A 25,575-nucleotide genomic window follows, 5' to 3' on the forward strand; every position below is an offset into this window, starting at 1 on the left:
TGTGCTCACGACTCCGCCGCCGATTAAGGCATCGATTGATGCAGATTGAACCTCTACCGCCCCTCAATACCCTTATCGCTTTCGAATGTGTTGCCCGCTACGGCAATATCTCTCGCGCCGCGGAAGAGCTAAACCTCACGCAAAGTGCCATCAGCCGCCAGATTTTACAGCTGGAAGAGATGCTGGGGTGCAAGCTGTTTACCCGCACCCAGAGACGAGTTTTACTTACGCCGCGCGGTGAATCCTACGCAACCAGGGTACGCCAGCAGCTGGCCGCATTGTCTCACGCGACTGCCGAAGTTATGGGCTGGACCGGACTGCCGCAGGTGACCATTGCCTGTACCAGCGCCATGAGTTCGCTCTGGTTGTCATCGCGTTTATCTGCGCTGCACCGCGAACTTCCGGATTTACAGGTGCGGATGAAAATTACCGACAACTTCACCGAACTTCGCTCATCTGAATTCGATCTGGCTATCTTTTATCTGCGTGAGGCACCGCCGGGGTTTCATGCTGAGCCACTGTTTGATGAAGTCTGCTACCCGATGTGTTCCCCGGCGTTCTTGTCGCGTATCGATACCGCTGCACCCGCAGAAGCGCTGCTACAGCACACATTGCTGATTCAGGACGATCCGCAGCGGGAATGGACGGGCTGGAGCGACTGGTTTGCCTCGCAGAATGTTCTCAGCTTTGTGCCTCGCCAGACCTGGCGGGCAAATAATTATCCGTTTTTAGTCGAGACGGCGGCGCGCGGAGACGGGATATTACTCGGCTGGGAAGGGCTGGTGCAGGATTATCTTAATCGCGGCGATCTGGTGGCGGCGCACCCGGGAAAACTGGCGGCGGGCAGTAAGTGCTTCTTGCTGGTTCCTGAAGATCGTTATATCAAGCCGGTTGTTCGCCATGTGATGAGCTGGCTGCAGCGGCCGCAGCCAGTTGAATCGGGTATTCCTGGCGTGTAGTCGCCACGGAATATTATTTTACTATGGAATGTATCACTAAATTATTTATCTGAAATCTTTGCCATAACATTTTCTTATATATATTCCGTGAACTGACAGGAATAAATAAGTATTAAGCCACTGGTTTATTTGTGGGTGTCTAAATCTAAAGGCGGTAATTTATTTCTTAAGGCTCCACGTCGGCGATAAGAAGTATGCATACCTACAAGGGTGAAAACCAGCCACATTGATTGCGATATTACCGATGCCAAATTAAAATCATGGCTTAAGGAATACAGCCCGCCCACGCAGCCTGCGATATTAAGACAGGCATAACTGTTTGAATCTATTGATACCCTGCGCATCTGAACCAGCGCGTATGCCAGCAGGTAGCAAAACACGCCCACTAATCCTACAAAGGTATGCAGTTCCACTTTTTTTTCCTGAGATGACTCCGTGATCGGCAAATTATCTTTTTTGCTGAAGCTCTGCTGTGCATTTTTTTCATAGTCTGATACGAAAAACTCATGCATCAGAATTAAGCGCTTTTGATATAAATCATAAATAGATGTGCTATGGCATCAGACCCGTGGTCAGACAGACAAATAATAACGGAGAAAAATAAATGAAAGACGAGCGTTCAGATTTGAATAAATACATGCAGGGCGTAAACATCAGCCGCCGTTCATTTATCAACACTGCCGCCCTTATCGGGGCGGGCACCGCGTTGTCGCTCTCGCCGCTGGCCGGTTTCGCCGCAGAGGCTGCGCCAAAAAAAGGGGGCGTGCTAAAGCTTGGGATGTCGGGCGGCAATACCAGCGACTCGCTCGACCCTACGTTGTTTAGCGACTGGGTACCGCTTAACCAGGCCTATATGCTGATGAACGGCCTGGTGGAGATTGATGAAAATAACCAGGCTATACCCGAGCTGCTCGAAAGCTGGGAGGCGAAGCCGGGAGCGCAGGAGTGGACGTTTAAGGTTCGCTCCGGCGTCACCTTCCATAACGGCAAGATCCTGAGCGTGGAAGACATTCTCTATTCTATCAACCTGCACCGCGGCGACCAGTCGCGCAGCGCCATTAAGACCCAGCTCGCCAGCATCAAAGAGCTGAAAAAGAGCGGCGATAACGAAATCAGTATCGTGCTGGACGGCGGCAACGCGGACCTGCCGTTCCTGCTGGCGGACTACCACCTCGTCGTGGTGCCGGACGGCTTTACCGACTGGAAGCATCCGATTGGGACAGGTGGCTTTGTCTTCGACCAATATCAGCCGGGCGTACGCTCCTTCTTCAAGCGTAATCCTGATTACTGGAAACCGAATCGTGCGTTCGTGGATGCGGTGGAAGTGCTGGTCATCAACGATGCCACGGCACGAACCAACGCCCTGATTTCCGGCCAGGTACACGCTATCAACCGCGTTGACTTCAAAACCGTCGATTTCCTCAAACGCAGCCCGGCGCTGAATATCGTGCGTTCTTCGGGCGGCCAACACTTCACTTTCCTGATGGATTGCCGCGTTGCGCCGTTTAACAACAACGATGTGCGCATGGCGATTAAGTACGGCATCGATCGCGAAAAGCTGCTGGCCACCGTGCTGCGTGGCTATGGCGCGCTGGGCAACGATCATCCGATCCCGAAAACCGATCGCTTCTTTAATAAGAGCCTCGCGCAGCGCGCCTACGATCCGGATAAAGCGAAGTTCTATCTGCAAAAAGCCGGGCTTAGCACCTTGCCGCTGGAGCTTTCTTCCTCGGACGCCGCCTTTGCCGGAGCGCTGGATGCCGCGGCCCTGTTCCAGAGCGAGGCCTCTGCCGCCGGGATCCAGGTGAACATCAAACGGCAGCCCGCCGACAGCTACTGGGATGATGTCTGGATGAAAGCGCCGTTCAGCATGGGCTATTGGGGAGGCCGCCCGACGGCGGACCAGATGTTCTCCACCGCCTGGCAGTCCACGGCGAAATGGAATGACTCCCACTGGAAGAATGAGAAATTCGACAGCCTGCTGCTCCAGGCTCGTTCGCTGCTCGATGACCAGAAACGAGCGGAAATCTATGGCGAATTGCAGACTATTGCCCACGACGACGGTGGCGCAATGATCCCGCTATTTGGCGACTATCTGGACGCCGCCAGCAAGAAAGTCGGCGGGGTGAAGCCGCACCCGCTGTTCAACTTTATGGGTGGCCGTCTGGCTGAACGCGTCTGGCTGGAGTCGTAATGAAAAAACAGATCCTTCATCGCCTGCTGCTGGGCATTCTTACGCTGTGGCTGGTCTCGGTACTGATTTTTGTTGGCACCGAGCTGCTGCCGGGAGACGTGGCCAGCGCGATCCTTGGTCAAAACGGCACGCCTGAAACCATTGCCGCGCTGCGCCTGCAGCTCGGGCTCGATCAGCCAGCCGTCTACCGCTACCTGCACTGGTTTTCCGGCGTGCTGCACGGGGATTTGGGCAATTCGCTTACCAATAATCAACCGATTGGCGCCGAGCTGCTGCCCCGGCTGGCAAATACGCTGTTCCTTGCCGCCTATGCCGCGCTGATTGCTATTCCGCTGGCCGTAATGCTGGGCATTGCTTCTGCGGTATGGCGTGGCTCCTGGTTTGACCGCCTGGCAAACACGCTGACGCTGCTGAGTATATCGGTGCCGGAGTTTTTCGTCGGCTACGTGCTGGTTATCTTCTTTGCTATTCGCCTCGCCTGGTTTCCGAGCCTCGCGCTGGTCGACCCCGATGCCAGCCTGGGGGATCGTCTCTATGCCTGCACTTTGCCGATGCTGACGCTGGTGCTGGTCGTGCTGGCGCATATGCTGCGCATGACCCGGGCCTCGGTAGGAGCAGTGATGTCCAGCAGCTATATCGAAACGGCGCTGCTGAAAGGGCTATCCCGCTGGCGCATCGTGCTGGGTCACGCGCTGCCCAACGCGCTGGCGCCGATCATCAACGTTATCGCCTTTAACCTCGCCTACCTGGTGGTGGGCGTGATTCTGGTGGAAGTGGTGTTTGTCTATCCGGGCATTGGTCAACTGATGGTGGACGCGGTGACTAAACGTGATTTGCCGGTGGTGCAGGCGTGCGGGCTGCTGTTTGGTGGAACCTACATCCTGCTGAATACCACCGCAGATTTGCTGGCTATTTGGTTTAACCCACGACTGCGGCATGCGAGGTAAGTCATGAACAAGATAAAAATTCGCACGGTGCCGCTGTCGGCGATGCTGGGGATGGCAATTATTGCCGTCAATCTGATAGCCGCGCTTTTTGCGCCCTGGCTTGCTCCACACAGCGAAACCGCACAGGTTGGCGATATCTGGATGCTGCCATCCGGTGCGCTGCCGTTCGGCACCGACAGCCTCGGGCGCGATATGCTTTCGCGTATTTTGTATGGCGCTCGCACCACTATCGCTATTGCGCTGTCGATTACCGCCATCTCCTTTGTACTCGGGATTATCACCGGGTTTACCGCCGCTATTTATGGCCGCTGGGTGGATGTGGTCCTGACGCGCATTGTCGATACGCTGATGTCGATTCCGGTTCTGATCCTGGCCTTGATTGTGCTGTCGGTACTTGGAACCTCAATCCCTGTTTTGGTCGGCACTATTGCTTTGCTGGACGCCACGCGTGTGTTCCGGCTTGCGCGCCTCGTCGCTCAGGGGATTGTTTGCCTTGAGTATGTTGAGGCCGCTCGTCTGCGCGGGGAAGGTCTTTGGTGGATCGTGCGTAAAGAGTTTTTACCTAACGCTATGCCGCCGTTGCTGGCGGAGTTTGGCATGCGTTTTTGCTTCACCTTCCTGTTTATTGCCGGACTGAGCTTCCTTGGGCTGGGCATTCAGCCGCCGTGGGCGGACTGGGGCAGCATGGTGCGCGACAACGCCCAGGCGATTAACTTCGGGCAGCTGGCACCGCTTTACCCGGCTGCGGCCATCGCCCTTCTGACGATTGGCGTCAATCTGGTGGTCGACTGGCTGCTGGCGCGTAATAACCTTTCGCTGGGGGAAGAGAGATGACACAACCGATTTTACAGATGCGCGATTTACGCATCGACACTGAACAGGGGCTGCCGCTGGTTAAAGGCATTTCTCTTACCCTGATGCCGGGCGAAGTGCTGGGGCTGATTGGCGAGTCCGGCGCGGGCAAATCGACCATCGGGCTTGCGGCTCTTGGCTATGCTCGTCCGGGCTGCCGTATTGCAGGCGGCGAAGTGCTGATTGCCGGGCAGGATATTGTGCGCCTCTCGGGCAAGGAGAAGCGTGAAATTCGCGGCAGGCGCGTGGCCTATGTTGCCCAGAGCGCGGCGGCGGCCTTTAACCCGGCGCTGACTATCGGCAAGCAGGTTTGCGAGGGGCCGATTCGCCACGGGCTGATGAGCAGTGAGGAGGCGCAGGCGTGGGCGGTAACCTTGTTTCGGGCGCTGGACTTGCCCGAGCCTGAAACTATCGGCCAGCGCTACCCGCACCAGCTTTCCGGCGGCCAGCTTCAGCGTGCAATGGCGGCGATGGCAATGTCCTGCAGGCCGGACGTGCTGGTGCTGGATGAGCCAACAACGGCGCTGGACGTGACCACTCAAATAGAAGTGCTGGTGATGCTGCGCAAGCTGGTCAGAGAGTTTAATACCGCCGCGCTGTATATCACCCACGACCTCGCCGTTGTGGCGCAGATTGCCGACCGCATTATGGTGCTGAGGCAGGGGAGCGAAGTGGAAAGCGGCAGCACTGCCGATATTCTTCAACATCCCAAAGAAAGCTATACCCAGCGGCTGGTGTCCGAGCGGGCGCATGCGCTAACGCCGGTACACGCTGAGAATCGGCCCCAGGGTAAATTGCTAAGCATTGATAACCTGTCCACCGGCTATAACGGAAAAACCGTAGTGCGCGGCGTTTCGTTGACTATTTCTAAAGGGGAGACGCTGGCCATTATCGGCGAGTCCGGCAGCGGAAAGAGCACGCTGGCTCGCGCTTTATGCGGCCTGCTGACCGATACGCAAGGAGCGGTGACTTTTGCCGACAAGGCGCTGGCCAACCGCTATCAGCAGCGTGATAAAGAGACGCTGCGGCGGATCCAGATGATCTATCAACTGCCCGATGTCGCGCTTAACCCACGCCAGACGGTGCTTGAGGCAATTGGTCGGCCGGTCGCTTTCTATTTTGGCCTGGATAAGCAGCAGGTTCGCGCCCGCGTTGCAGAGCTGCTGAAGTTGACCGAGCTGCCTGATTACCTGATCGATCGTTACCCCGGCTCGCTTTCCGGCGGGCAAAAGCAGCGCGTCTGCATTGCGCGAGCGCTGGCCGCACAGCCTGATTTGATTATTTGCGATGAAGCCACTTCGGCGCTCGATCCTTTAGTGGCGGAAGAGGTGCTCAAGCTATTGCGCCATTTGCAGGAACAACTTGGGCTGTCGTATCTGTTTATCACCCACGATCTCAGCACCGTAAAACGCATCGCCCAGCAGGTGGCGGTGATGTACCAGGGCAACGTTGTTGCGCAGGGGCCGACCGAACAGGTATTCAGCGCGCCGATGCACAGCTATACCGAAAAACTGCTGACTTCCGTTCCGGAAATGCGCCCGTCCTGGCTGGATGAGGTGCTGGGTCAGCGCCAGTTAAATGCGATGGCAGGAGCCTCATGAAAACACTCATCACGCAATTTCCCCACAGCGTCAGCGTGACCGAACACCTGTGGATCGTCCTGAAAGACGGCACTCGCCTGGCGGCCCGAATGTGGCTGCCCTTGTCGGCTGCGCAGCACCCTGTTCCCGCAATTCTTGAATACATTCCCTACCGTAAGCGGGACGGTACGCGCACCCGAGACGAACCGATGCACGGCTATTTTGCCGGTCACGGTTATGCCGTTCTGCGCGTGGACATGCGCGGGAGCGGAGATTCCGACGGGCTGCTCGCCGACGAATATCTGCTACAGGAACATGAAGATGCGCTGGAGGTCATTGACTGGATCAGCCGTCAGGGCTGGTGCAACGGTTCGGTCGGCATGATGGGCAAATCCTGGGGGGGCTTTAACTGCCTGCAGCTGGCGGCCCGGCGTCCACCGGCGCTGAAAGCGATTATTACCGTCTGCTCGACGGACGACCGTTACAACGACGATATTCACTATAAAGGCGGCTGCCTGCTGAACGACAATCTGTGGTGGGGCGGGATTATGCTGGCCTATCAGAGTCGCCCGCAGGATCCGCAGCTGGTGGGGGATGGCTGGTACAAAGAGTGGCTGAATCGCCTGGAGAATATGCCCTTTTTCCCGGCGCTGTGGATGGAGCATCCGCTGAAAGATGCCTACTGGGAGCACGGCTCCGTGGGTGAAGACTGGCAGGCTATTACCTGCCCGGTTATGGCGGTGGGCGGCTGGGCGGACTCTTATAGCAACGCCGTCTTCCGCCTGATGGATAATCTCGACGTACCGCGTAAGGCAATCCTCGGCCCATGGGCGCACATCTACCCGCAGGACGGCACGCCGGAACCGGCGATAGGCTTTCTGCAGGAGGCGGTGAGCTGGTGGGATCGCTGGCTGAAGCAGGTGGACAATGACGCTCTCGAAGGGCCGCGCGTGCAGGCGTGGCTGAACGATAGCCAGCGTCCAGACTCTCAGCGTCCAAAAGCCTTTGGCGAGTGGATCGCTATCGACGGCGATACCGATGAAGTCACGCAGCCTCAGAGCTGGCATTTGCATCCCGGCGGGCTGGAGACGGAGCCATTAGCCGGGGAATACCTGCGGTCTGTCTGTAGCGTGCAAAACCACGGCCTGCTGGCGGGGGAGTGGATGGGCGCTGGTGTGTTAGGGGAAAGCCCGAGCGATCAGCGGATGGACGAAGGCATGGCCGAATGCTTCGACAGCGAGCCGCTGGGCGAGAGCCTGACGATTTACGGCTTCCCGCAGTTCAGCATTACGCTTTCCAGCGATAAACCCGCGGCCATGCTCTACGTGCGGCTTTCTGACGTAGCGCCGGACGGGGCATCGACACGCGTAAGCCACGGCTGGGTGAATCTCAGCCACCTCCAGGGGCAGCATCAGAATGTGCCGTTGACGCCGGGGGAAAAAGTTAGCGTACCGGTGCAGTTGGACGGCATTGCGTGGCGCTTTGCGGCCGGGCATCGGCTGCGCGTTTCGCTGGCGACAACCTTCTGGCCTATGATCTGGCCGATGGCGGAGGTTGCTACGCTCGATGTTGATTTGGCAAGCAGCAGGCTGCTGCTGCCGGTATGTCGGCAGGTCGTGCCCTGCGCCGGGCCGAACCCGCAGCCTGAAACTGCCGCCAATACGCCTTTAACGATTCTATCGCCGGGGAGGGTCGAGCGGGGACTGCGTTATGACGTGGTCAACGATAGCTGGCAAAGTATTACCGAGGGCGTGGGCGGCGTGTTCGGGGAAGGGGTTTACCGCTTTGACGATATTGATACCACCGTCGATCATAGCCTGCGCCGCCAGTTGACCGTTAATAATCAGGACCCGCTGTCAGCCCATTATTTGTTGACGCAAAGCATGAAGATTGGCCGGGAAGGCTGGTGGACGGAGACGGATATCGTGCTGGAGATGCGCAGTGACCTGACGCATTTTATCGTCAGCGGAGAGATGACGGTGCGGCATAACGGCGAGAAAGTATTTACCCGAGACTGGGCGCAGCGTATCGCGCGCTAGGATTTCGGGCATAAAAAAGGGCCGGCGAATGCCGGCCCTTTTCCGTGATTTTTACTGCTTATTCCTGCAGATCGCCGCAGAAACGGTAACCTTCGCCGTGGATAGTGGCGATGATTTCCGGCGTATCCGGCGTGGATTCGAAGTGCTTACGAATACGGCGGATAGTCACGTCTACGGTACGGTCATGCGGCTTCAGCTCGCGACCGGTCATTTTCTTCAGCAGTTCAGCACGAGACTGAATTTTGCCCGGGTTTTCGCAGAAGTGCAGCATCGCGCGGAATTCACTGCGCGGCAGCTTGTACTGCTCGCCGTTAGGGCTAACCAGAGAGCGGCTGTTGATGTCCAGCTCCCAGCCGTTGAATTTATAGCTTTCAACGGAGCGACGCTCTTCGCTGATGGCCCCTAAATTCATAGTGCGTGACAGCAGGTTGCGTGCACGAATGGTCAGCTCACGCGGGTTGAACGGCTTGGTGATGTAATCATCCGCGCCAATTTCAAGACCGAGGATCTTGTCCACTTCGTTATCACGGCCCGTCAGGAACATCAGCGCCACGTTGGCTTGCTCGCGGAGTTCACGCGCCAGCAGCAGGCCGTTTTTACCCGGCAGGTTGATGTCCATAATCACGAGGTTAATGTCATTATCCGCGAGGATTTGATGCATCTCGGCGCCATCGGTCGCTTCAAAGACATCATAGCCTTCCGCTTCAAAAATGCTTTTTAACGTGTTGCGTGTTACTAATTCGTCTTCGACGATAAGAATGTGCGGGGTCTGCATGTTTGCTACCTAAAATTGCCAACTAAATCGAAACAGGAAGTACAAAAGTCCCTGACCTGCCTGTTACATGCCATAAATTAACATGCCGGGCTTAACATGACTAAAGTACGTAATTGCGTTCTTGATGCACTTTCCATCAACGTCAACAACATCATTAGCTTGGTCGTGGGTACGCTCCCTTTGGACCCGACGGTGTCAAAAACGGTTGTTATCCTAACCATTTTAACAGCAACATAACAGGCTGGAGCGCCTTAGACACCTGATAAAACTGCGCTTCGTTGACATATATCAATTTCAATTGTAGCACGTTAACAGTTTCATTAAATCATCGTAGCTCAATGCTAGCTTTTGTCACAACTTTTTAATAATCAAGATCGTAAAGGGTTAAAAAAAGTAGCGCAAATCATTCACCGCACTTTATCCTTCACGGAATGAAATAAACCATGCCAAACAAGTGGATATAGTGCGTTGCAGAGACGATTTTTAGCCATATAACTGAATAAAAGCATAAGTTTAAGTTATAAATCTAGCGAGCCTGTATTGATAATATATGTTGCAACAAAGTAAATTTGCGATGCGTATTATCAAATTTTGTGCATCACTTCTCACGTTTTTGCGGATTTTAGAAGAGAGTTCCTATGCGTTTGCCAATTATCCTGGTTTCACCGGCCAGACCTGAGAACGTCGGGGCCGCCGCCCGGGCCATGAAAACTATGGGGTTTACCGAGTTGCGCATCGTTGCAAGCGATGCCCACCTGCAACCTGCGGCGCGTTGGGTTGCACACGGGGCGGGCGATATTCTTGACGGCGTGCAGCATTTTGCCACGCTGGCCGAAGCGCTGAGCGATGTTGATTTTACCGTTGCCACAACCGCCAGAAGCCGCGCGAAGTTTCATTATTACGCGACTCCGCAACAGCTGCTGCCGCTGCTGGAGGAGAAGCGCCAGTGGGTGCAAACCACCGCACTGGTGTTTGGGCGCGAAGACTCAGGCCTGACCAACGAAGAACTGGAGTTGGCCGATGTATTAACCGGCGTGCCGATGGTGGCCGACTATCCTTCGCTTAATCTGGGCCAGGCCGTAATGGTCTACTGCTATCAGCTTTCAGCATTAATGCAGCTGCCCGCGGTGGAAACTGCCGGGATGGACGGTCAACAATTGAACGCTCTGCGCTTGCGTATTAGCGCGCTTTTGACTCGCCTTGATGTGGCCGATGACCAAAAATTAGCCGACTGGGTTCAACAGCGCCTGGGACTGCTTGAGCAGCGCGACACCGCAATGTTGCATCGTTTGCTGCATGATATCGAAAAAAACATGACAGAATAAATGACTGCAAAATGGATCAGTCTCAGAATAATAAATCAATAAATGGCCGCGTGAGTTTGCCTTTTCTACCCTTTCTGGTGGATTTTCCAGCGTGAGTGAGCGTGGCCGATTAATGTGATGGATGTAAAAAAAATTGACTTAGCAGAGCGATTACTTTAACCAATAGAGCTAATTCAAATTTAGAGCACACAACATCCATGTTCCGCTTCAGCCTGATTACCACAATTATCACAACCACCATTACCACAGGTAACGGTGCGGGCTGACGCATACAGGTAAAAATGAAAAAAGCCCGCACCTAAACAGTGCGGGCTTTTTTTTCGGGAAAAAATCAAGGGGTCACAACAATGCGAGTGTTGAAATTCGGCGGTACATCAGTGGCAAATGCGGAGCGTTTCCTCCGCGTTGCCGATATCCTGGAAAGTAATGCCAAACAGGGGCAGGTAGCGACCGTGCTGTCTGCTCCGGCAAAAATTACCAACCACCTTGTGGCGATGATTGAGAAAACCATCGGTGGCCAGGATGCTGTGCCGAATATCAGCGATGCCGAACGTATCTTCTCAGAGCTGCTTAATGGCCTGGCCGAAGCGCAGCCCGGCTTCCCGCTTGCCGAGCTGAAGGCGGTGGTTGATCGGGAATTTGCCCAGCTTAAGCATGTCCTGCACGGTATTAGCCTGTTAGGGCAGTGCCCGGACAGCATCAATGCGGCAATCATCTGCCGCGGTGAGAAGCTTTCCATCGCCATCATGTCGGCGGTATTGCAGGCTCGCGGTTACCCGGTGACGGTCATCGATCCGGTTGAGAAGCTGCTCGCGGTGGGTCATTACCTTGATTCCAGCGTTGATATTGCCGAGTCCACCCGCCGTATTGCCGCCAGCCGTATTCCTGAAGACCACATGATCCTGATGGCTGGTTTTACCGCCGGTAACGACAAAGGTGAACTGGTAGTGCTGGGGCGCAATGGCTCCGACTATTCCGCTGCCGTGCTGGCCGCCTGCCTGCGGGCCGACTGTTGTGAGATCTGGACCGACGTTGACGGGGTGTATACCTGCGACCCGCGCCAGGTTCCGGATGCCCGGCTGCTGAAGTCGATGTCTTACCAGGAAGCGATGGAGCTTTCCTACTTCGGCGCCAAAGTTCTTCATCCCCGCACTATTACCCCGATAGCCCAGTTCCAGATCCCTTGTCTGATTAAAAATACCGGCAATCCGCAGGCGCCAGGCACGCTTATTGGCGACAGAAGCGACGATGAAGGCCTGCCGGTTAAAGGCATTACTAATCTGAATAACATGGCGATGTTCAGCGTCTCCGGCCCCGGCATGAAGGGCATGGTCGGCATGGCCGCGCGCGTGTTTGCCGCTATGTCCCGTGCCGGCATCTCCGTGGTGCTGATTACCCAGTCTTCTTCTGAATACAGCATTAGCTTCTGTGTGCCGCAGGCGGACTGCGGGCGCGCCCGTAAGGCAATGGAAGATGAATTCTATCTTGAGCTGAAAGAAGAGCTGCTGGAGCCGCTGGCGGTCACCGAACGTCTGGCCGTTATCTCGGTCGTGGGCGACGGTATGAAAACGCTGCGTGGTATTTCGGCGAAGTTCTTTGCCGCGTTGGCCCGCGCCAATATCAACATCGTGGCGATTGCTCAGGGTTCTTCCGAGCGCTCTATCTCGGTTGTCGTCGATAACGACGATGCGACGACCGGCGTGCGTGTTACTCACCAGATGTTGTTTAACACCGACCAGGTTATCGAGCTGTTCCTGGTGGGCGTAGGTGGAGTGGGTGCCGCGCTGCTGGAACAAGTTAAGCGCCAGCAGGCATGGCTGAAAGCGAAGCATATCGACCTGCGTGTGTGCGGCATAGCGAACTCAAAAGCCTTGTTGACCAACGTACACGGTCTGGACCTGGAAAACTGGCAGCAGGCGCTTGAGCAGGCTAAAGAGCCGTTTAATCTTGGCCGCCTGATTCGTCTGGTGAAAGAGTATCACCTGCTGAACCCGGTGATTGTCGACTGTACTTCCAGCCAGGCGGTGGCAGACCAGTACGCCGACTTCCTGAGCGAAGGTTTCCACGTGGTGACGCCGAATAAAAAGGCCAACACCTCCAGCATGAATTATTACCACCAGATGCGTAATGCGGCTGAGCATTCTCGCCATAAGTTCCTGTACGACACCAACGTAGGTGCCGGACTGCCGGTGATTGAAAACCTGCAAAACCTGCTCAACGCCGGGGATGATTTGCAGCGCTTCTCCGGCATTCTCTCTGGCTCGCTTTCGTTTATTTTTGGCAAGCTTGATGAGGGCATGAGCTTCTCGCTGGCGACCAGCACCGCCCGCGAAATGGGTTACACCGAACCGGATCCGCGCGACGATCTTTCCGGCATGGACGTTGCGCGTAAGCTGCTTATCCTGGCGCGCGAAACCGGCAGCGAACTCGAACTTTCCGATATTGCTATTGAGTCGGTGCTGCCGGAGAGCTTTGACGCCAGCGGAGACGTGGAGTCTTTTATGGCACGCCTTCCTCAGTTGGATGATGAGTTTGCGGCTCGTGTGAGGAAGGCGCGTGACGATGGGAAAGTGCTACGTTACGTCGGTATTATTGAAGAAGACGGCAGCTGTAAAGTGAAGATCGATGCCGTAGACGGCAACGATCCGCTGTATAAAGTGAAAAACGGCGAGAACGCGCTGGCCTTCTACAGCCACTATTATCAGCCGCTGCCTCTGGTATTGCGCGGTTACGGTGCCGGTAACGATGTTACTGCCGCGGGCGTGTTCGCGGATCTGTTGCGCACCCTGTCATGGAAGTTAGGAGTTTAAGATGGTTAAAGTATATGCACCGGCTTCCAGCGCCAATATGAGCGTGGGTTTTGACGTTCTGGGGGCTGCGGTGTCGCCGACTGACGGTTCGCACCTCGGCGATTACGTGACGGTGGAGGCGGCGGAAAGCTTCAGCCTCACCAACCTCGGGCGTTTTGCCAGCAAGCTGCCGGATGAACCTCGCGAGAATATTGTTTACCAGTGCTGGGAGCGCTTCTGCCAGGAGATTGGCAAAACCATTCCGGTGGCGATGACGCTTGAGAAAAATATGCCTATCGGCTCCGGGCTGGGCTCCAGCGCCTGTTCGGTGGTTGCCGGGCTGATGGCAATGAATGAGTTCTGCGGTAAACCGCTGAGCGACACGCGCCTGCTTGGCCTGATGGGCGAGCTGGAAGGGCGCATCTCCGGCAGCATTCATTACGACAACGTTGCGCCGTGTTTCCTCGGCGGCATGCAGTTGATGATTGAAGAAAGCGGCATCATCAGCCAGCAGGTGCCAGGCTTTGATGAGTGGCTGTGGGTGCTGGCTTATCCCGGCATCAAAGTTTCTACCGCCGAAGCGCGGGCTATTCTGCCGGCGCAGTATCGCCGCCAGGACTGCATCAGCCACGGGCGCCATCTGGCCGGTTTTATTCATGCCTGCCATACCCGCCAGCCTGCGCTTGCGGCCAAACTGATGCAGGACGTAATAGCCGAGCCTTACCGCGCTAAACTGCTGCCGAAGTTCGATGAGTCTCGTAAAGCGGTGGCCGATATTGGCGCGCTGGCGAGCGGTATTTCGGGCTCCGGCCCAACCTTATTTGCGCTGTGCGATAACAACGATACCGCGCAGCGTGTGGCTGACTGGCTAAGCCAACACTATTTGCAAAACCAGGAAGGTTTTGTACATATTTGCCGTCTGGATACGGCTGGCGCACGAGTTTTGGGATAACGCATGAAACTGTACAACCTTAAAGATCACAACGAGCAGGTCAGCTTTGCGCAGGCCGTCACCCAGGGGCTGGGCAAACAGCAGGGTCTGTTCTTCCCGCACGATCTGCCGGAATTTGAGCTGACTGAAATCGACGCCATGCTGAACCAGGATTTTGTCAGCCGCAGCAGCAAAATCCTCTCGGCGTTTATCGGCGATGAGATCCCTCAGGAGATTCTGGAAGAGCGCGTTCGCGCGGCCTTCGCTTTCCCCGCGCCGGTGAAGATGGTCGAGCCTGATGTCGGCTGCCTTGAGCTGTTCCACGGCCCGACGCTGGCGTTTAAAGACTTCGGCGGCCGGTTTATGGCGCAAATGCTGACTCATATCAGCGGTGACAAACCGGTCACTATTCTGACCGCGACTTCCGGCGATACCGGGGCTGCCGTTGCCCACGCTTTCTACGGTATTGAGAACGTTCGTGTCGTCATCCTGTACCCGCGTGGCAAAATCAGCCCGCTGCAGGAAAAACTGTTCTGCACCCTGGGCGGCAATATCGAAACTGTCGCTATCGATGGCGATTTCGACGCCTGCCAGGCGCTGGTGAAACAGGCATTTGACGACGAAGAGCTGAAAGCCGCTCTGGGGTTAAACTCGGCCAACTCCATTAATATCAGCCGCCTGCTGGCGCAGATTTGCTACTACTTTGAAGCGGTTGCTCAACTCCCTCAGGAAGCGCGTAACCAGCTGGTGGTCTCCGTGCCAAGCGGTAACTTCGGTGACCTGACTGCTGGCCTGCTGGCGAAATCCCTTGGCCTGCCGATTAAGCGTTTTATTGCCGCCACCAACGCCAACGACACGGTTCCTCGCTTCCTGGCTGAAGGGCAGTGGGCGCCGAAAACGACGGTTGCCACCCTTTCCAACGCCATGGACGTGAGCCAGCCAAACAACTGGCCGCGTGTAGAAGAGCTGTTCCGCCGTAAAATCTGGCGTCTTACCGATCTCGGCTATGCCGCCGTGACCGACGAAACGACCAAAGAGACGATGCGCGAGCTGAAAACTATCGGCTATGTTTCTGAGCCGCACGCGGCCATTGCCTATCGTGCGCTGCGCGACCACCTACAGCCCGGAGAATTTGGCCTGTTCCTGGGCACTGCGCATCCGGCGAAGTTTAAAGAGAGCGTGGAAGAGATTCTGGGCGAAGCGCTGCCGCTGCCGCAGGAGCTGGCGTCCCGCGCCGACCTGCCGCTACTGTCCCATAACCTTCCGGCTGACTTTGCAGAGCTGCGTAAGCTGATGATGGCGAGAGCTTAATATCATTCTGTGAATAAAAAACGCCAGCATTAAGCTGGCGTTTTTTTTACTGCTCGTGGCGCTTAAACACCAGCTCGTTTTTCTGCGAGGCTTCTTCATCGAAGAAGTAACCGTCGGTATTAAACGCCTTCAGTTGTTCCGGCTTGCTGAGGCGGTTTTCAATGATGTAGCGGCTCATCAGGCCGCGCGCTTTTTTAGCGTAGAAGCTGATGACCTTAAACTTGCCGTTCTTCTCGTCCAGGAACACCGGCTTGATGATTTCTGCATCGAGCTTTTTCGGTTTAACCGCTTTGAAATACTCGTCTGACGCCAGGTTTATAACGATCTTGTCGCCCTGGGCGGCCAGCACCTGGTTCAGCTTTTCGGTTATCGTATCGCCCCAGAAATGATACAGGTCTTTGCCTTTCGGGTTCTCAAGGCGGATACCCATCTCCAGGCGGTAAGGCTGCATCAGATCCAGCGGGCGCAGCACGCCGTACAGACCGGAGAGCATGCGCAAATGCTGTTGGGCAAAATCGAAGTCTGCTTCGCTAAATTCCTCAGCCTGTAAGCCGGTATAAACATCGCCTTTGAAAGCGAGGATAGCCGGGCGGGCATTCTGCGGGCTGAATTCCGGGTGCCACTCGTGGAAGCGGGTTTCGTTCAGGGAAGCCAGCTTATCGCTGATGCTCATCAGCGACGCAATTTGCGGCGCGCTAAGTTTGCGGGCAACGCTGATCAACTGCTGAGAGTATTCCAGCAGTTCCGGCTGCGTGTAGCGGTTAGTGGCTAACTCGCTCTGGTAGTCCAGCGTCTTGGCAGGTGAAATAAGAATTAGCATGTCCACTCCTTGCAGGTTTTGGCGGTTACTTTAGCAAATTTCCGGAACGTAGCGGCCTATGGCTGCAATTAGCGATCGGTTTTTTTTTCAGGATCCGTGCCCCAGACGCCGGGAGCCAGCTGGTTCTTTATCTCGGGGAAACGGTTGGGATTGAAGGTCGGCGTAATGCCCAGCTTTTGCTGGCGTAGATAGTCCGCAGCAAGATCCCGAACCACCGGCGAGAGCAATAAAATCGCCGTAATGTTAGTGATAGCCATAATGGCCATCGCCACATCTGCCAACTGCCAGACCAGCGGCAGCGCCGCCTGGGTGCCAAACATCACCATCGCCAGCACAAAGCAGCGCAGCAATAGCTTTGACACGCGGCTGTTTGGGTTAAGAAACAGAAGGTTATTTTCCGCATAGCTGTAGTTGGCGACTATCGAAGTGAAGGCGAACAGAAAAACGATAACGACGATGAAACCGCTGCCCCAGCTGCCGACAGCCGAGCTAAGCGCCTGCTGAACCAGAATAATTCCGCCGCGTGAGGTTACGGCTCCGTCGAGCATGCCGGACATTAATACGATGGCGGCGGTGGCGGTGCAGATAATAACCGTATCAATTAATACCCCAAACATCTGGACCACGCCCTGGGTAGCCGGGTGCGGAGGCCAGGCCGCTGCCGCTGCGGCCGCGTTGGGCGTTGAACCCATCCCCGCTTCGTTGGAAAACATGCCGCGCTGAAAACCGTTGGTGATAGCCTGGCTGACGGTGTAGCCGAGTGCGCCCGACGCGGCTTCATGCCAGCCAAACGCCTGGCTGAAAATTAGCCTGACCACCTCCGGGAAGCGCTCAATATGCAGCGCAACCACGTACAGGCTCATAAATACCCACAGCAGCGCCATCAGCGGCACCAGCCACTGGGACAGGCGGGCTATCACCCTCATCCCGCGCCAGATGACCAGCGCGGTGACGATGACCAGCGCAATGCCGACCCAGAGTTTCGGCACGTCGAACGCATAATGGGTGGCAATGGCAATAGAGTTTGCCTGAACGGCATTGAACACCATCCCAAAAGCGACGATTAAAAAGAGTGAGAACAGTACGCCCATCCAGCGCATACCCAGCCCGCGTTCCATATACCAGGCCGGGCCACCGCGATAATTTCCGTCTTTGTCGCGGCTTTTATAAAGCTGCGCCAGCGAGCATTCAGCAAAGGCGGTTGCCATGCTAAGCACGGCTGCAACCCACATCCAGAAAACGGCACCGGGGCCACCGGCCGAGATGGCGAGCGCAATACCGGCAAGATTGCCGCTGCCTACGCGTGCGGCGAGGCTGGTGCAGAGCGCCTGAAATGAGGATATTCCGGAAGGATCTGACGAGGTGCTGTTACGCAGGAAAAGGCGAAGCCGGGTGAAATAGCGAAACTGCACGAAGCCGCAGCGCCAGGTGAACCAGACTCCGGCCCCAATCAGCAGCCAGAGTAGAACGGACCCCCAAAGCACCTCGTTGATAAATAATAAAAAATCTGTCATTAACGTCCCTCTTGTTAATGCGTGATGGCGGCGAGGTTGACGGGCCCGTGCCATGCAGTCCATTACGTTACAGATAAAGATCGGGCGGAGTTTATCATATTCTCAGCCACTGGACGGACAGCACTTGTCGCGGTTGCACCTGATGGGCGGCGTGATATCATCAAGCCAGACCGGTTACATCTCCCTAACAAGCTACACCTGAAGAGAAACACTCATTATGACGGATAAATTGACTTCTTTGCGTCAACTGACCACCGTGGTTGCTGACACCGGAGATATCGCGGCGATGAAGCTGTATCAGCCGCAGGATGCTACTACTAACCCTTCTCTGATCCTTAACGCAGCGCAGATCCCTGAGTATCGCAAACTGATTGATGAAGCGATTACCTGGGCTCGCGGCCAGAGCAACGACCGCGCTCAGCAGGTTGTTGACGCTACCGACAAGCTGGCTGTGAACATCGGCCTGGAAATTCTGAAACTGATCCCGGGTCGTATCTCTACCGAGGTTGATGCTCGCCTGTCTTATGACACCGAAGCCAGCATCGCCAAAGCGAAGCACCTGATTAAACTCTATAACGATGCGGGCATCAGCAACGATCGCATTCTGATTAAACTGGCTTCTACCTGGCAGGGCATCCGCGCTGCCGAGCAGCTGGAAAAAGAAGGCATCAACTGTAACCTGACCCTGCTGTTCTCCTTCGCTCAGGCACGCGCCTGTGCGGAAGCTGGCGTGTTCCTGATTTCTCCGTTTGTTGGCCGTATCCTCGACTGGTACAAAGCTAACACCGACAAGAAAGAATACGCGCCGCAGGAAGATCCTGGCGTGGTTTCCGTTACTGAAATCTACCAGTATTACAAACAGCACGGCTATGAAACCGTAGTGATGGGCGCAAGCTTCCGTAACGTCGGTGAAATCATCGAGCTGGCTGGCTGTGACCGCCTGACCATCGCACCTGCTCTGCTCAAAGAGCTGGCGGAAAGCGAAGGGGCGCTCGAGCGTAAGCTGAGCTACACCGGTGAAGTGAAAGCGCGTCCAGAGCGCATCACTGAATCCCAGTTCCTGTGGCAGCACAACCAGGATCCAATGGCGGTAGATAAACTGGCGGACGGTATCCGTAAGTTTGCTATCGACCAGGAAAAACTGGAAAAAATGATCGGCGACCTGCTGTAATCATTATCGTGGCCGGCGCTCGTCGGCCACGCTTTTAGCGTCTTCCCCTGTCTGCAACGCCTTTCGCCGTGTATCATTTCGCCCAGACTTGCTCATTTCCGGGAATGATATGAATACCTTTCGCATTGGATTAGTTTCCATTTCAGACCGCGCCTCCAGCGGCATCTATCAGGACAAAGGCATCCCTGCGCTACAGGCGTGGCTGGAGCAAACCCTGACAACACCTTTTGAAGTCGAAACCCGCCTGATCCCCGATGAACAGCCGATCATTGAGCAAACGCTTTGCGAGCTGGTGGATGAGATGGGTTGCCACCTGGTGCTGACGACCGGCGGTACCGGCCCGGCGCGGCGCGACGTGACCCCGGATGCTACGCTGGCGATTGCCGACCGCGTGATGCCGGGCTTTGGCGAACAGATGCGCCAGATCAGCCTGCATTTTGTGCCGACGGCCATTCTCTCGCGCCAGGTCGGCGTTATTCGCAAGCAGGCGCTGATCCTTAACCTGCCGGGCCAGCCGAAGTCTATTCAGGAAACGCTCGAAGGCGTGAAAAACGAGAGCGGCAAGGTGGTGGTGCCCGGGATCTTCGCAAGCGTACCGTATTGTGTACAGCTCCTCGACGGCCCTTATGTTGAAACTAATGACGATGTGGTAGCAGCATTTCGCCCTAAGAGCGCGCGACGCGAAACAAAATCCTAAATAAATGCCTTTCTTGACATAAGATCGAGTTGATGTGGAGTGTTGGTTTTTAACCGTTATAGTAATCCTGGCTTTACAGCTAAACGGAAATAATAATTAACACTCCTCTTTACAAGCGGTTTCCTATGTCAATACAGCGCGTCAGACCTCTGAATGGTCAGGACTATAAAACCCTGACACTTGCCGCCCTCGGCGGCGCTCTCGAATTTTACGACTTCATTATCTTCGTATTTTTCGCCGCGGTAGTGGGGGAGTTGTTCTTCCCGGCCGATATTCCCGAGTGGCTCCGTCAGGTTCAGACTTTCGGGATATTTGCCGCTGGCTATCTTGCACGCCCGCTTGGCGGCATCGTGATGGCGCACTTTGGCGACCTGGTTGGCCGCAAAAAAATGTTTACCCTCAGCATTTTGCTGATGGCGCTGCCGACTCTGGCTATTGGTCTGCTGCCTACTTATGCCACGTTGGGCATTGCGGCTCCGCTGTTGTTACTGCTGATGCGTATCTTGCAGGGCGCAGCGATAGGCGGTGAAGTGCCGGGCGCGTGGGTCTTTGTTGCCGAGCACGTTCCGGCCAGGCGCATCGGTATCGCCTGCGGAACCCTGACGATGGGGCTGACCGTCGGTATTCTTCTTGGCTCGGTTGTTGCGACCATCATTAATACTTCGCTGACCCAGCAGACTATTCACGACGGCGGCTGGCGTATTCCTTTCTTACTCGGCGGCATTTTCGGCCTGGTGGCGATGTATTTACGCCGCTGGCTGCGTGAGACGCCGATATTCCTTGAGATGCAGCAACGTAAAGCGCTGGCCGCAGAGCTGCCGCTAAAAGCCGTTGTGGCTAAGCATAAGAAAGCGGTGGTGATTTCCATGCTGCTGACCTGGCTGCTTTCGGCCTGTATCGTCGTGGTCATTCTGATGTCGCCGATTTGGCTGCAAAAGCAGTACGGCATGGCACCGGCTTTGACGTTGAAGGCCAACAGCATCGCAACCATCATGCTGTGTATTGGCTGCCTGCTGGCCGGGCTGGCGGCGGACCGGTTCGGGGCAGGTAAAACCTTTACCGTAGGCAGTATTCTGCTGGCGATTTGCAGCTGGATGTTTTACCACCTGACGGCCACTCATCCCGAGCAGCTGTTCCTGCTATATGGCCTTGTGGGGCTAAGCGTTGGCGTTGTTGGCGCGGTGCCGTTTGTGATGGTACGGGCGTTCCCGGCGGAAGTGCGCTTCACCGGTATCTCTTTCTCTTATAACCTTTCTTATGCGATTTTCGGCGGACTGACGCCGGTGGCCGTCACGATGCTGATGGGCGTTTCGCCTATGGCTCCGGCGTGGTACGTGCTGGCGCTGGCGCTAGTTGGGCTGGGATTGGGACTCTGGCTCAGGCGCGACATCCACCATGAGGATGAAGCAAAGGAAAGGACGTTGGTGCAGTCATAAATAAAAAACGCGGAGCCGGGCTCCGCGTTTTTTATTGCTAAGCGAAAGAAATTAGTGCTTTTCGCCAATCGGCAGTACGGTGCGGCCAAACTGTTCGTTCAGCACTTCACCCATTGCCAGGTAGATAGCGCTCGCGCCACACACCAGGCCAATCCAGCCGGCAACTTTAACGATGCCTTCGTTATCGGTCAGATGGCCAACGGCCAGCAGGGCAAACAGCACGGTCAGGCTGGCAAACACGAATTGCAGCATGCGCGGCGCTTTCAGGGTGCCGAAGAACATGAACAGCGTGAACACGCCCCACAGGCCCAGGTACGCGCCGAGGAAGTGCCCGTTGGTTGCATCGCCAAGACCCATCTTAGGCAGCAGCAGGATAGCGACCAGCGTCAGCCAGAACGAGCCGTAAGAAGTGAAGGCGGTTAAACCGAAAGTGTTCCCTTTTTTAAACTCCAGCAGGCCCGCGAAGATTTGCGCGATACCGCCGTAGAAAATCCCCATAGCGAGGATAATAACGTCAAAACCAAAAATGCCTGCGTTGTGCAGATTGAGCAAAATGGTGGTCATGCCGAAGCCCATTAAGCCCAGGGGAGCTGGATTAGCCAACTTAGTGTTGCCCATAGTTCCTCTGAAAAATTCATCTGAAAAAAAGTATCAAGTAAGCCCACACCGCCGGGACTCCGGCAGCGGGCGCGGCATAATAATCAGGCGGCAGGCCGCCGTCTATGATCTGAGCGGGTGGAAAGCAGAAAATTTTTTTTCATCTGCCCCTTGATGGCGGGTGTTGCGACCCCATCTTGTATGCAACCGCAGTTGGCGGACCTGAAAAAAACGCGACGGGCAATTGAAACAGACGCCTTTGCCCATATAACAGGTTCACAACCACATGATGACGAATTTTTAGTGGAGACGTTTAGATGGGTAAAATTATTGGTATCGACCTGGGGACAACCAACTCTTGTGTCGCGATTATGGATGGTACTACTGCTCGTGTGCTGGAGAACGCCGAGGGCGACCGCACCACGCCTTCTATCATTGCTTACACTCAGGACGGCGAAATCCTGGTAGGTCAGCCGGCTAAACGTCAGGCAGTGACTAACCCGCAAAACACTCTGTTTGCGATCAAACGCCTGATTGGCCGTCGCTTCCAGGACGAAGAAGTGCAGCGTGATGAAGCCATCATGCCTTACAAAATCATCGGCGCCGACAACGGCGACGCATGGATTGATGTAAAAGGTCAGAAAATGGCACCGCCGCAGATCTCTGCTGAAGTGCTGAAAAAAATGAAGAAAACCGCTGAAGATTACCTGGGTGAGCCGGTAACTGAAGCTGTTATCACCGTACCTGCATACTTCAACGATGCTCAGCGTCAGGCAACGAAAGACGCCGGCCGTATCGCGGGTCTGGAAGTTAAGCGTATCATCAACGAACCAACCGCAGCGGCTCTGGCCTACGGTCTGGACAAAGAAGTTGGCAACCGTACTATCGCGGTTTACGACCTGGGTGGTGGTACTTTCGATATCTCTATTATCGAAATCGACGAAGTTGACGGCGAAAAAACCTTCGAAGTTCTGGCGACCAACGGTGATACCCACCTCGGTGGTGAAGACTTCGACAGCCGTATGATCAACTACCTCGTTGACGAGTTTAAGAAAGATCAGGGCATTGACCTGCGTAACGATCCGCTGGCCATGCAGCGCCTGAAAGAAGCGGCAGAGAAAGCGAAAATCGAACTTTCTTCTGCACAGCAGACCGACGTGAACCTGCCGTACATCACCGCAGACGCGACCGGTCCGAAACACATGAACATCAAAGTGACTCGTGCGAAACTGGAATCCCTGGTCGAAGACCTGGTAAACCGTTCAATCGATCCGCTGAAAGTTGCGCTGCAGGATGCTGGCCTGTCCGTTTCCGATATCCAGGACGTTATTCTGGTCGGCGGTCAGACTCGTATGCCAATGGTGCAGAAAAAAGTTGCTGAGTTCTTCGGTAAAGAGCCGCGTAAAGACGTTAACCCGGACGAAGCTGTTGCCATCGGTGCAGCGGTTCAGGGTGGTGTTCTGACCGGCGAAGTGAAAGACGTACTGCTGCTGGACGTTACCCCGCTGTCTCTGGGTATCGAAACCATGGGTGGCGTGATGACCGCGCTTATCGCGAAAAACACCACTATCCCAACCAAGCACAGCCAGGTGTTCTCTACCGCTGAAGACAACCAGTCTGCGGTAACCATCCACGTGATTCAGGGTGAGCGTAAACGCGCATCCGATAACAAATCACTGGGTCAGTTCAACCTGGATGGGATCAGCCCGGCACCGCGCGGCATGCCGCAGATCGAAGTCACCTTCGATATCGATGCTGACGGTATTCTGCACGTTTCCGCTAAAGACAAAAACAGCGGTAAAGAGCAGAAGATCACCATTAAAGCTTCTTCCGGCCTGAACGAAGAAGAGATCCAGAAAATGGTGCGCGAAGCCGAAGCTAACGCCGAGTCTGACCGTAAGTTCGAAGAGCTGGTTCAGACCCGTAACCAGGGCGATCACCTGCTGCACAGCACCCGTAAGCAGGTTGAAGAAGCAGGCGACAAGCTGCCGGCTGACGACAAAACGGCTATCGAGTCCGCTCTGAGTGCGCTGGAAGGTTCTCTGAAAGGCGAAGACAAAGCTGACATCGAAGCGAAAATGCAGGCTCTGGCTCAGGTTTCCCAGAAACTGATGGAGCTGGCTCAGCAGCAGCACGCCGAGCAGCAGGCAGGTAATGCCGCCGATGCTGGCAACGCTAACGCAGGCAAAGACGACGATGTTGTTGATGCTGAGTTCGAAGAAGTGAAAGATAAAAAATAATCGCCCTGATGCAGGGTAATTAACCGGCACGGGCGCGGAGTTTACTCCACGCCCGTGCTCGTATGTTAAGGGCAGAAAAAAGAGATGGCGAAGAGAGACTATTACGAGGTTTTAGGCGTTCCGAAATCAGCGGAAGAGCGTGAAATCAAAAAATCCTATAAGCGCCTGGCGATGAAGTTCCATCCGGACCGTAACCAGGGCGATAAAGAGGCCGAGGGTAAGTTCAAAGAGATCAAAGAAGCCTACGAGATCCTTACCGATTCTCAGAAACGTGCGGCCTACGATCAATATGGTCATGCTGCGTTTGAGCAGGGCGGTATGGGCGGCGGTGGCGGCTTTGGCGGCGGCGGTGCGGACTTCAACGATATCTTTGGCGACGTGTTTGGCGATATCTTTGGCGGCGGACGCCGTCAACGTGCGTCTCGTGGCGCGGACCTGCGCTACAACATGGACTTAACGCTTGAAGAAGCGGTTCGTGGCGTTACCAAAGAGATCCGTATCCCGACGCTGGAAGAGTGTGACGTTTGCCACGGCAGCGGTGCGAAAAAAGGCTCATCTCCGCAAACCTGTCCAACCTGTCACGGGCAGGGCCAGGTGCAGATGCGTCAGGGCTTCTTTACCGTGCAGCAGAGCTGCCCTCATTGCCAGGGCCGCGGCACCATCATTAAAGATCCGTGCAACAGCTGCCACGGCCATGGCCGGGTAGAGAAAACCAAAACCCTGTCGGTGAAAATTCCTGCGGGTGTTGATACCGGAGATCGTATTCGCCTGTCCGGCGAAGGTGAAGCCGGTGAGCATGGTGCGCCGTCCGGCGACCTGTATGTTCAGGTTCAGGTGAAACAGCACCCAATCTTTGAGCGCGAAGGTAACAACCTGTACTGCGAAGTGCCTATCAACTTCGCTATGGCCGCTCTGGGCGGGGAAATTGAAGTCCCAACCCTCGACGGTCGCGTAAAACTGAAGGTGCCGAGCGAAACGCAGACCGGCAAGCTGTTCAGAATGCGCGGTAAAGGCGTTAAGTCCGTACGCGGTGGTGCTCAGGGTGACCTGCTGTGCCGCGTGGTTGTCGAAACGCCTGTCAGCCTGAACGAAAAACAGAAAAAGCTGCTTCGTGATTTAGAAGAGAGCTTTGGTGGGCCAGCGGGTGAGCAAAACAGCCCGCGTTCGAAGAGCTTCTTCGACGGCGTGAAGAAATTCTTTGACGATTTGACCCGCTAATTTCTTCCGGCTTTAGCCACGCAAAAACCTGAACTGCTTCATTCGGTTCAGGTTTTTTTATGTCTCAGAAAACAGTTCGGTTTTTGCGATCTATATTTGCCATATAAGCTGATTTTATCGATGTGTCATTGTCGCTATGCTGACTACCATAATAGTGTTTGGGATGAACACGCTGTTTGG

The 25,575-nt window shown here is 55.4% G+C and carries 22 protein-coding genes and 1 other annotated feature; of the genes, 17 read left to right on the top strand and 5 right to left on the bottom strand.

What is annotated here, in order from left to right:
• Positions 1-38 precede the first annotated feature (38 nt).
• Entirely contained in the window at positions 39-959 is a 921-nt protein-coding gene (locus HMPREF0201_RS02145; protein ID WP_016534802.1) for a LysR substrate-binding domain-containing protein, read from the top strand.
• Between the two features lie 125 nt (positions 960-1,084).
• Here the strand turns inward: HMPREF0201_RS02145 and HMPREF0201_RS02150 are convergent, their stop codons facing one another.
• Positions 1,085-1,372 (bottom strand): CBU_0592 family membrane protein, encoded by a 288-nt coding sequence (locus HMPREF0201_RS02150; protein ID WP_039899095.1) that lies wholly within the window; start codon positions 1,370-1,372, stop codon positions 1,085-1,087.
• A 191-nt stretch (positions 1,373-1,563) separates the two neighbouring features.
• Here HMPREF0201_RS02150 and HMPREF0201_RS02155 point away from each other — a divergent pair, with 191 nt between their 5' ends.
• The 5 genes from HMPREF0201_RS02155 to HMPREF0201_RS02175 are packed head-to-tail and all read left to right on the top strand — an operon-like array spanning position 1,564 to position 8,571.
• Entirely contained in the window at positions 1,564-3,153 is a 1,590-nt protein-coding gene (locus HMPREF0201_RS02155) for an ABC transporter substrate-binding protein (RefSeq protein WP_016534804.1), read from the top strand.
• Positions 3,153-4,100, top strand: coding sequence for an ABC transporter permease (locus HMPREF0201_RS02160; RefSeq protein ID WP_016534805.1), 948 nt, complete (start codon positions 3,153-3,155; stop codon positions 4,098-4,100). The genes HMPREF0201_RS02155 and HMPREF0201_RS02160 overlap by 1 nt, the downstream gene beginning before the upstream one ends.
• 3 nt (positions 4,101-4,103) lie before the next feature.
• On the top strand, positions 4,104-4,934 hold the full coding sequence (locus HMPREF0201_RS02165; protein ID WP_016534806.1) for an ABC transporter permease: 831 nt from the start codon (positions 4,104-4,106) through the stop codon (positions 4,932-4,934).
• Complete coding sequence (locus HMPREF0201_RS02170) at positions 4,931-6,553, top strand: ABC transporter ATP-binding protein (protein WP_016534807.1); 1,623 nt, start codon at positions 4,931-4,933, stop codon at positions 6,551-6,553. The genes HMPREF0201_RS02165 and HMPREF0201_RS02170 overlap by 4 nt, the downstream gene beginning before the upstream one ends.
• Entirely contained in the window at positions 6,550-8,571 is a 2,022-nt protein-coding gene (locus HMPREF0201_RS02175; protein ID WP_016534808.1) for a CocE/NonD family hydrolase, read from the top strand. The genes HMPREF0201_RS02170 and HMPREF0201_RS02175 overlap by 4 nt, the downstream gene beginning before the upstream one ends.
• Positions 8,572-8,629: 58 nt before the next feature.
• Here HMPREF0201_RS02175 and arcA read toward each other — a convergent pair whose 3' ends face one another.
• Entirely contained in the window at positions 8,630-9,346 is a 717-nt protein-coding gene (gene arcA / locus HMPREF0201_RS02180) for a two-component system response regulator ArcA (protein WP_008461663.1), read from the bottom strand.
• Positions 9,347-9,442: 96 nt separating this feature from the next.
• Between arcA and yjjY the strand changes: the two genes are divergently transcribed.
• The 6 genes from yjjY (at position 9,443) to thrC (ending at position 15,702) form a co-directional block, all read left to right on the top strand.
• On the top strand, positions 9,443-9,583 hold the full coding sequence (gene yjjY, locus HMPREF0201_RS22960; protein WP_115586303.1) for a YjjY family protein: 141 nt from the start codon (positions 9,443-9,445) through the stop codon (positions 9,581-9,583).
• Between the two features lie 401 nt (positions 9,584-9,984).
• Positions 9,985-10,671, top strand: coding sequence for a tRNA/rRNA methyltransferase (locus tag HMPREF0201_RS02185; RefSeq protein WP_016534809.1), 687 nt, complete (start codon positions 9,985-9,987; stop codon positions 10,669-10,671).
• A 197-nt stretch (positions 10,672-10,868) separates the two neighbouring features.
• Positions 10,869-10,937, top strand: coding sequence for a thr operon leader peptide (gene thrL, locus HMPREF0201_RS22325; RefSeq protein ID WP_071530522.1), 69 nt, complete (start codon positions 10,869-10,871; stop codon positions 10,935-10,937).
• Positions 10,876-10,993: a sequence feature (Thr leader region), on the top strand. Its footprint overlaps the gene before it by 62 nt.
• Before the next feature lie 25 nt (positions 10,994-11,018).
• A complete protein-coding gene (gene thrA, locus HMPREF0201_RS02190) occupies positions 11,019-13,481 on the top strand; it encodes a bifunctional aspartate kinase/homoserine dehydrogenase I (RefSeq protein WP_016534810.1) in 2,463 nt (820 codons plus the stop codon).
• Between the two features lies 1 nt (position 13,482).
• Positions 13,483-14,412 carry a homoserine kinase gene (gene thrB / locus HMPREF0201_RS02195; protein WP_016534811.1) on the top strand — a complete coding sequence of 310 codons (930 nt, stop codon included), beginning with the start codon at positions 13,483-13,485 and terminating at the stop codon, positions 14,410-14,412.
• Positions 14,413-14,415: 3 nt separating this feature from the next.
• Positions 14,416-15,702, top strand: a complete 1,287-nt coding sequence (gene thrC / locus HMPREF0201_RS02200) for a threonine synthase (protein ID WP_016534812.1) — start codon at positions 14,416-14,418, stop codon at positions 15,700-15,702.
• Between the two features lie 46 nt (positions 15,703-15,748).
• Here thrC and yaaA read toward each other — a convergent pair whose 3' ends face one another.
• Both yaaA and HMPREF0201_RS02210 read right to left on the bottom strand, forming a co-directional pair.
• On the bottom strand, positions 15,749-16,522 hold the full coding sequence (gene yaaA, locus HMPREF0201_RS02205) for a peroxide stress protein YaaA (RefSeq protein ID WP_016534813.1): 774 nt from the start codon (positions 16,520-16,522) through the stop codon (positions 15,749-15,751).
• Between the two features lie 68 nt (positions 16,523-16,590).
• Positions 16,591-18,036, bottom strand: a complete 1,446-nt coding sequence (locus HMPREF0201_RS02210) for an alanine/glycine:cation symporter family protein (protein ID WP_016534814.1) — start codon at positions 18,034-18,036, stop codon at positions 16,591-16,593.
• Between the two features lie 217 nt (positions 18,037-18,253).
• Here HMPREF0201_RS02210 and tal point away from each other — a divergent pair, with 217 nt between their 5' ends.
• The 3 genes from tal to HMPREF0201_RS02225 all read left to right on the top strand — a co-directional run bounded on the left by tal (position 18,254) and on the right by HMPREF0201_RS02225 (position 21,340).
• Positions 18,254-19,207, top strand: coding sequence for a transaldolase (gene tal / locus HMPREF0201_RS02215; RefSeq protein WP_016534815.1), 954 nt, complete (start codon positions 18,254-18,256; stop codon positions 19,205-19,207).
• Positions 19,208-19,316: 109 nt separating this feature from the next.
• Positions 19,317-19,904, top strand: a complete 588-nt coding sequence (gene mog / locus HMPREF0201_RS02220) for a molybdopterin adenylyltransferase (protein ID WP_016534817.1) — start codon at positions 19,317-19,319, stop codon at positions 19,902-19,904.
• Positions 19,905-20,029: 125 nt separating this feature from the next.
• Entirely contained in the window at positions 20,030-21,340 is a 1,311-nt protein-coding gene (locus HMPREF0201_RS02225) for an MFS transporter (protein WP_016534818.1), read from the top strand.
• A 51-nt stretch (positions 21,341-21,391) separates the two neighbouring features.
• On the opposite strand, the gene satP is transcribed toward HMPREF0201_RS02225, so the two are convergent.
• Entirely contained in the window at positions 21,392-21,958 is a 567-nt protein-coding gene (gene satP / locus HMPREF0201_RS02230; protein ID WP_016534819.1) for an acetate uptake transporter, read from the bottom strand.
• A gap of 296 nt (positions 21,959-22,254) precedes the next feature.
• Here satP and dnaK point away from each other — a divergent pair, with 296 nt between their 5' ends.
• Together dnaK and dnaJ are read left to right on the top strand one after the other, a co-directional pair.
• On the top strand, positions 22,255-24,177 hold the full coding sequence (gene dnaK, locus HMPREF0201_RS02235) for a molecular chaperone DnaK (RefSeq protein ID WP_016534821.1): 1,923 nt from the start codon (positions 22,255-22,257) through the stop codon (positions 24,175-24,177).
• An 84-nt stretch (positions 24,178-24,261) separates the two neighbouring features.
• Positions 24,262-25,395, top strand: a complete 1,134-nt coding sequence (gene dnaJ / locus HMPREF0201_RS02240) for a molecular chaperone DnaJ (RefSeq protein WP_016534822.1) — start codon at positions 24,262-24,264, stop codon at positions 25,393-25,395.
• Positions 25,396-25,575 lie beyond the last annotated feature (180 nt).

The organism is Cedecea davisae DSM 4568, assembly GCF_000412335.2.
GTDB lineage: Bacteria > Pseudomonadota > Gammaproteobacteria > Enterobacterales > Enterobacteriaceae > Cedecea > Cedecea davisae.

Excerpts from the sequence above, each read along its gene's own strand:
- HMPREF0201_RS02145 (WP_016534802.1), top strand. The coding sequence starts at position 39 with ATGCAGATTGAACCTCTACCGCCCCTCAATACCCTTATCGCTTTCGAA.
- HMPREF0201_RS02155 (WP_016534804.1), top strand. The coding sequence starts at position 1,564 with ATGAAAGACGAGCGTTCAGATTTGAATAAATACATGCAGGGCGTAAAC.
- HMPREF0201_RS02160 (WP_016534805.1), top strand. The coding sequence starts at position 3,153 with ATGAAAAAACAGATCCTTCATCGCCTGCTGCTGGGCATTCTTACGCTG.
- HMPREF0201_RS02165 (WP_016534806.1), top strand. The coding sequence starts at position 4,104 with ATGAACAAGATAAAAATTCGCACGGTGCCGCTGTCGGCGATGCTGGGG.
- HMPREF0201_RS02170 (WP_016534807.1), top strand. The coding sequence starts at position 4,931 with ATGACACAACCGATTTTACAGATGCGCGATTTACGCATCGACACTGAA.
- HMPREF0201_RS02175 (WP_016534808.1), top strand. The coding sequence starts at position 6,550 with ATGAAAACACTCATCACGCAATTTCCCCACAGCGTCAGCGTGACCGAA.
- arcA (WP_008461663.1), bottom strand. The coding sequence starts at position 9,346 with ATGCAGACCCCGCACATTCTTATCGTCGAAGACGAATTAGTAACACGC.
- yjjY (WP_115586303.1), top strand. The coding sequence starts at position 9,443 with ATGACTAAAGTACGTAATTGCGTTCTTGATGCACTTTCCATCAACGTC.
- HMPREF0201_RS02185 (WP_016534809.1), top strand. The coding sequence starts at position 9,985 with ATGCGTTTGCCAATTATCCTGGTTTCACCGGCCAGACCTGAGAACGTC.
- thrA (WP_016534810.1), top strand. The coding sequence starts at position 11,019 with ATGCGAGTGTTGAAATTCGGCGGTACATCAGTGGCAAATGCGGAGCGT.
- thrB (WP_016534811.1), top strand. The coding sequence starts at position 13,483 with ATGGTTAAAGTATATGCACCGGCTTCCAGCGCCAATATGAGCGTGGGT.
- thrC (WP_016534812.1), top strand. The coding sequence starts at position 14,416 with ATGAAACTGTACAACCTTAAAGATCACAACGAGCAGGTCAGCTTTGCG.
- yaaA (WP_016534813.1), bottom strand. The coding sequence starts at position 16,522 with ATGCTAATTCTTATTTCACCTGCCAAGACGCTGGACTACCAGAGCGAG.
- HMPREF0201_RS02210 (WP_016534814.1), bottom strand. The coding sequence starts at position 18,036 with ATGACAGATTTTTTATTATTTATCAACGAGGTGCTTTGGGGGTCCGTT.
- tal (WP_016534815.1), top strand. The coding sequence starts at position 18,254 with ATGACGGATAAATTGACTTCTTTGCGTCAACTGACCACCGTGGTTGCT.
- mog (WP_016534817.1), top strand. The coding sequence starts at position 19,317 with ATGAATACCTTTCGCATTGGATTAGTTTCCATTTCAGACCGCGCCTCC.
- HMPREF0201_RS02225 (WP_016534818.1), top strand. The coding sequence starts at position 20,030 with ATGTCAATACAGCGCGTCAGACCTCTGAATGGTCAGGACTATAAAACC.
- satP (WP_016534819.1), bottom strand. The coding sequence starts at position 21,958 with ATGGGCAACACTAAGTTGGCTAATCCAGCTCCCCTGGGCTTAATGGGC.
- dnaK (WP_016534821.1), top strand. The coding sequence starts at position 22,255 with ATGGGTAAAATTATTGGTATCGACCTGGGGACAACCAACTCTTGTGTC.
- dnaJ (WP_016534822.1), top strand. The coding sequence starts at position 24,262 with ATGGCGAAGAGAGACTATTACGAGGTTTTAGGCGTTCCGAAATCAGCG.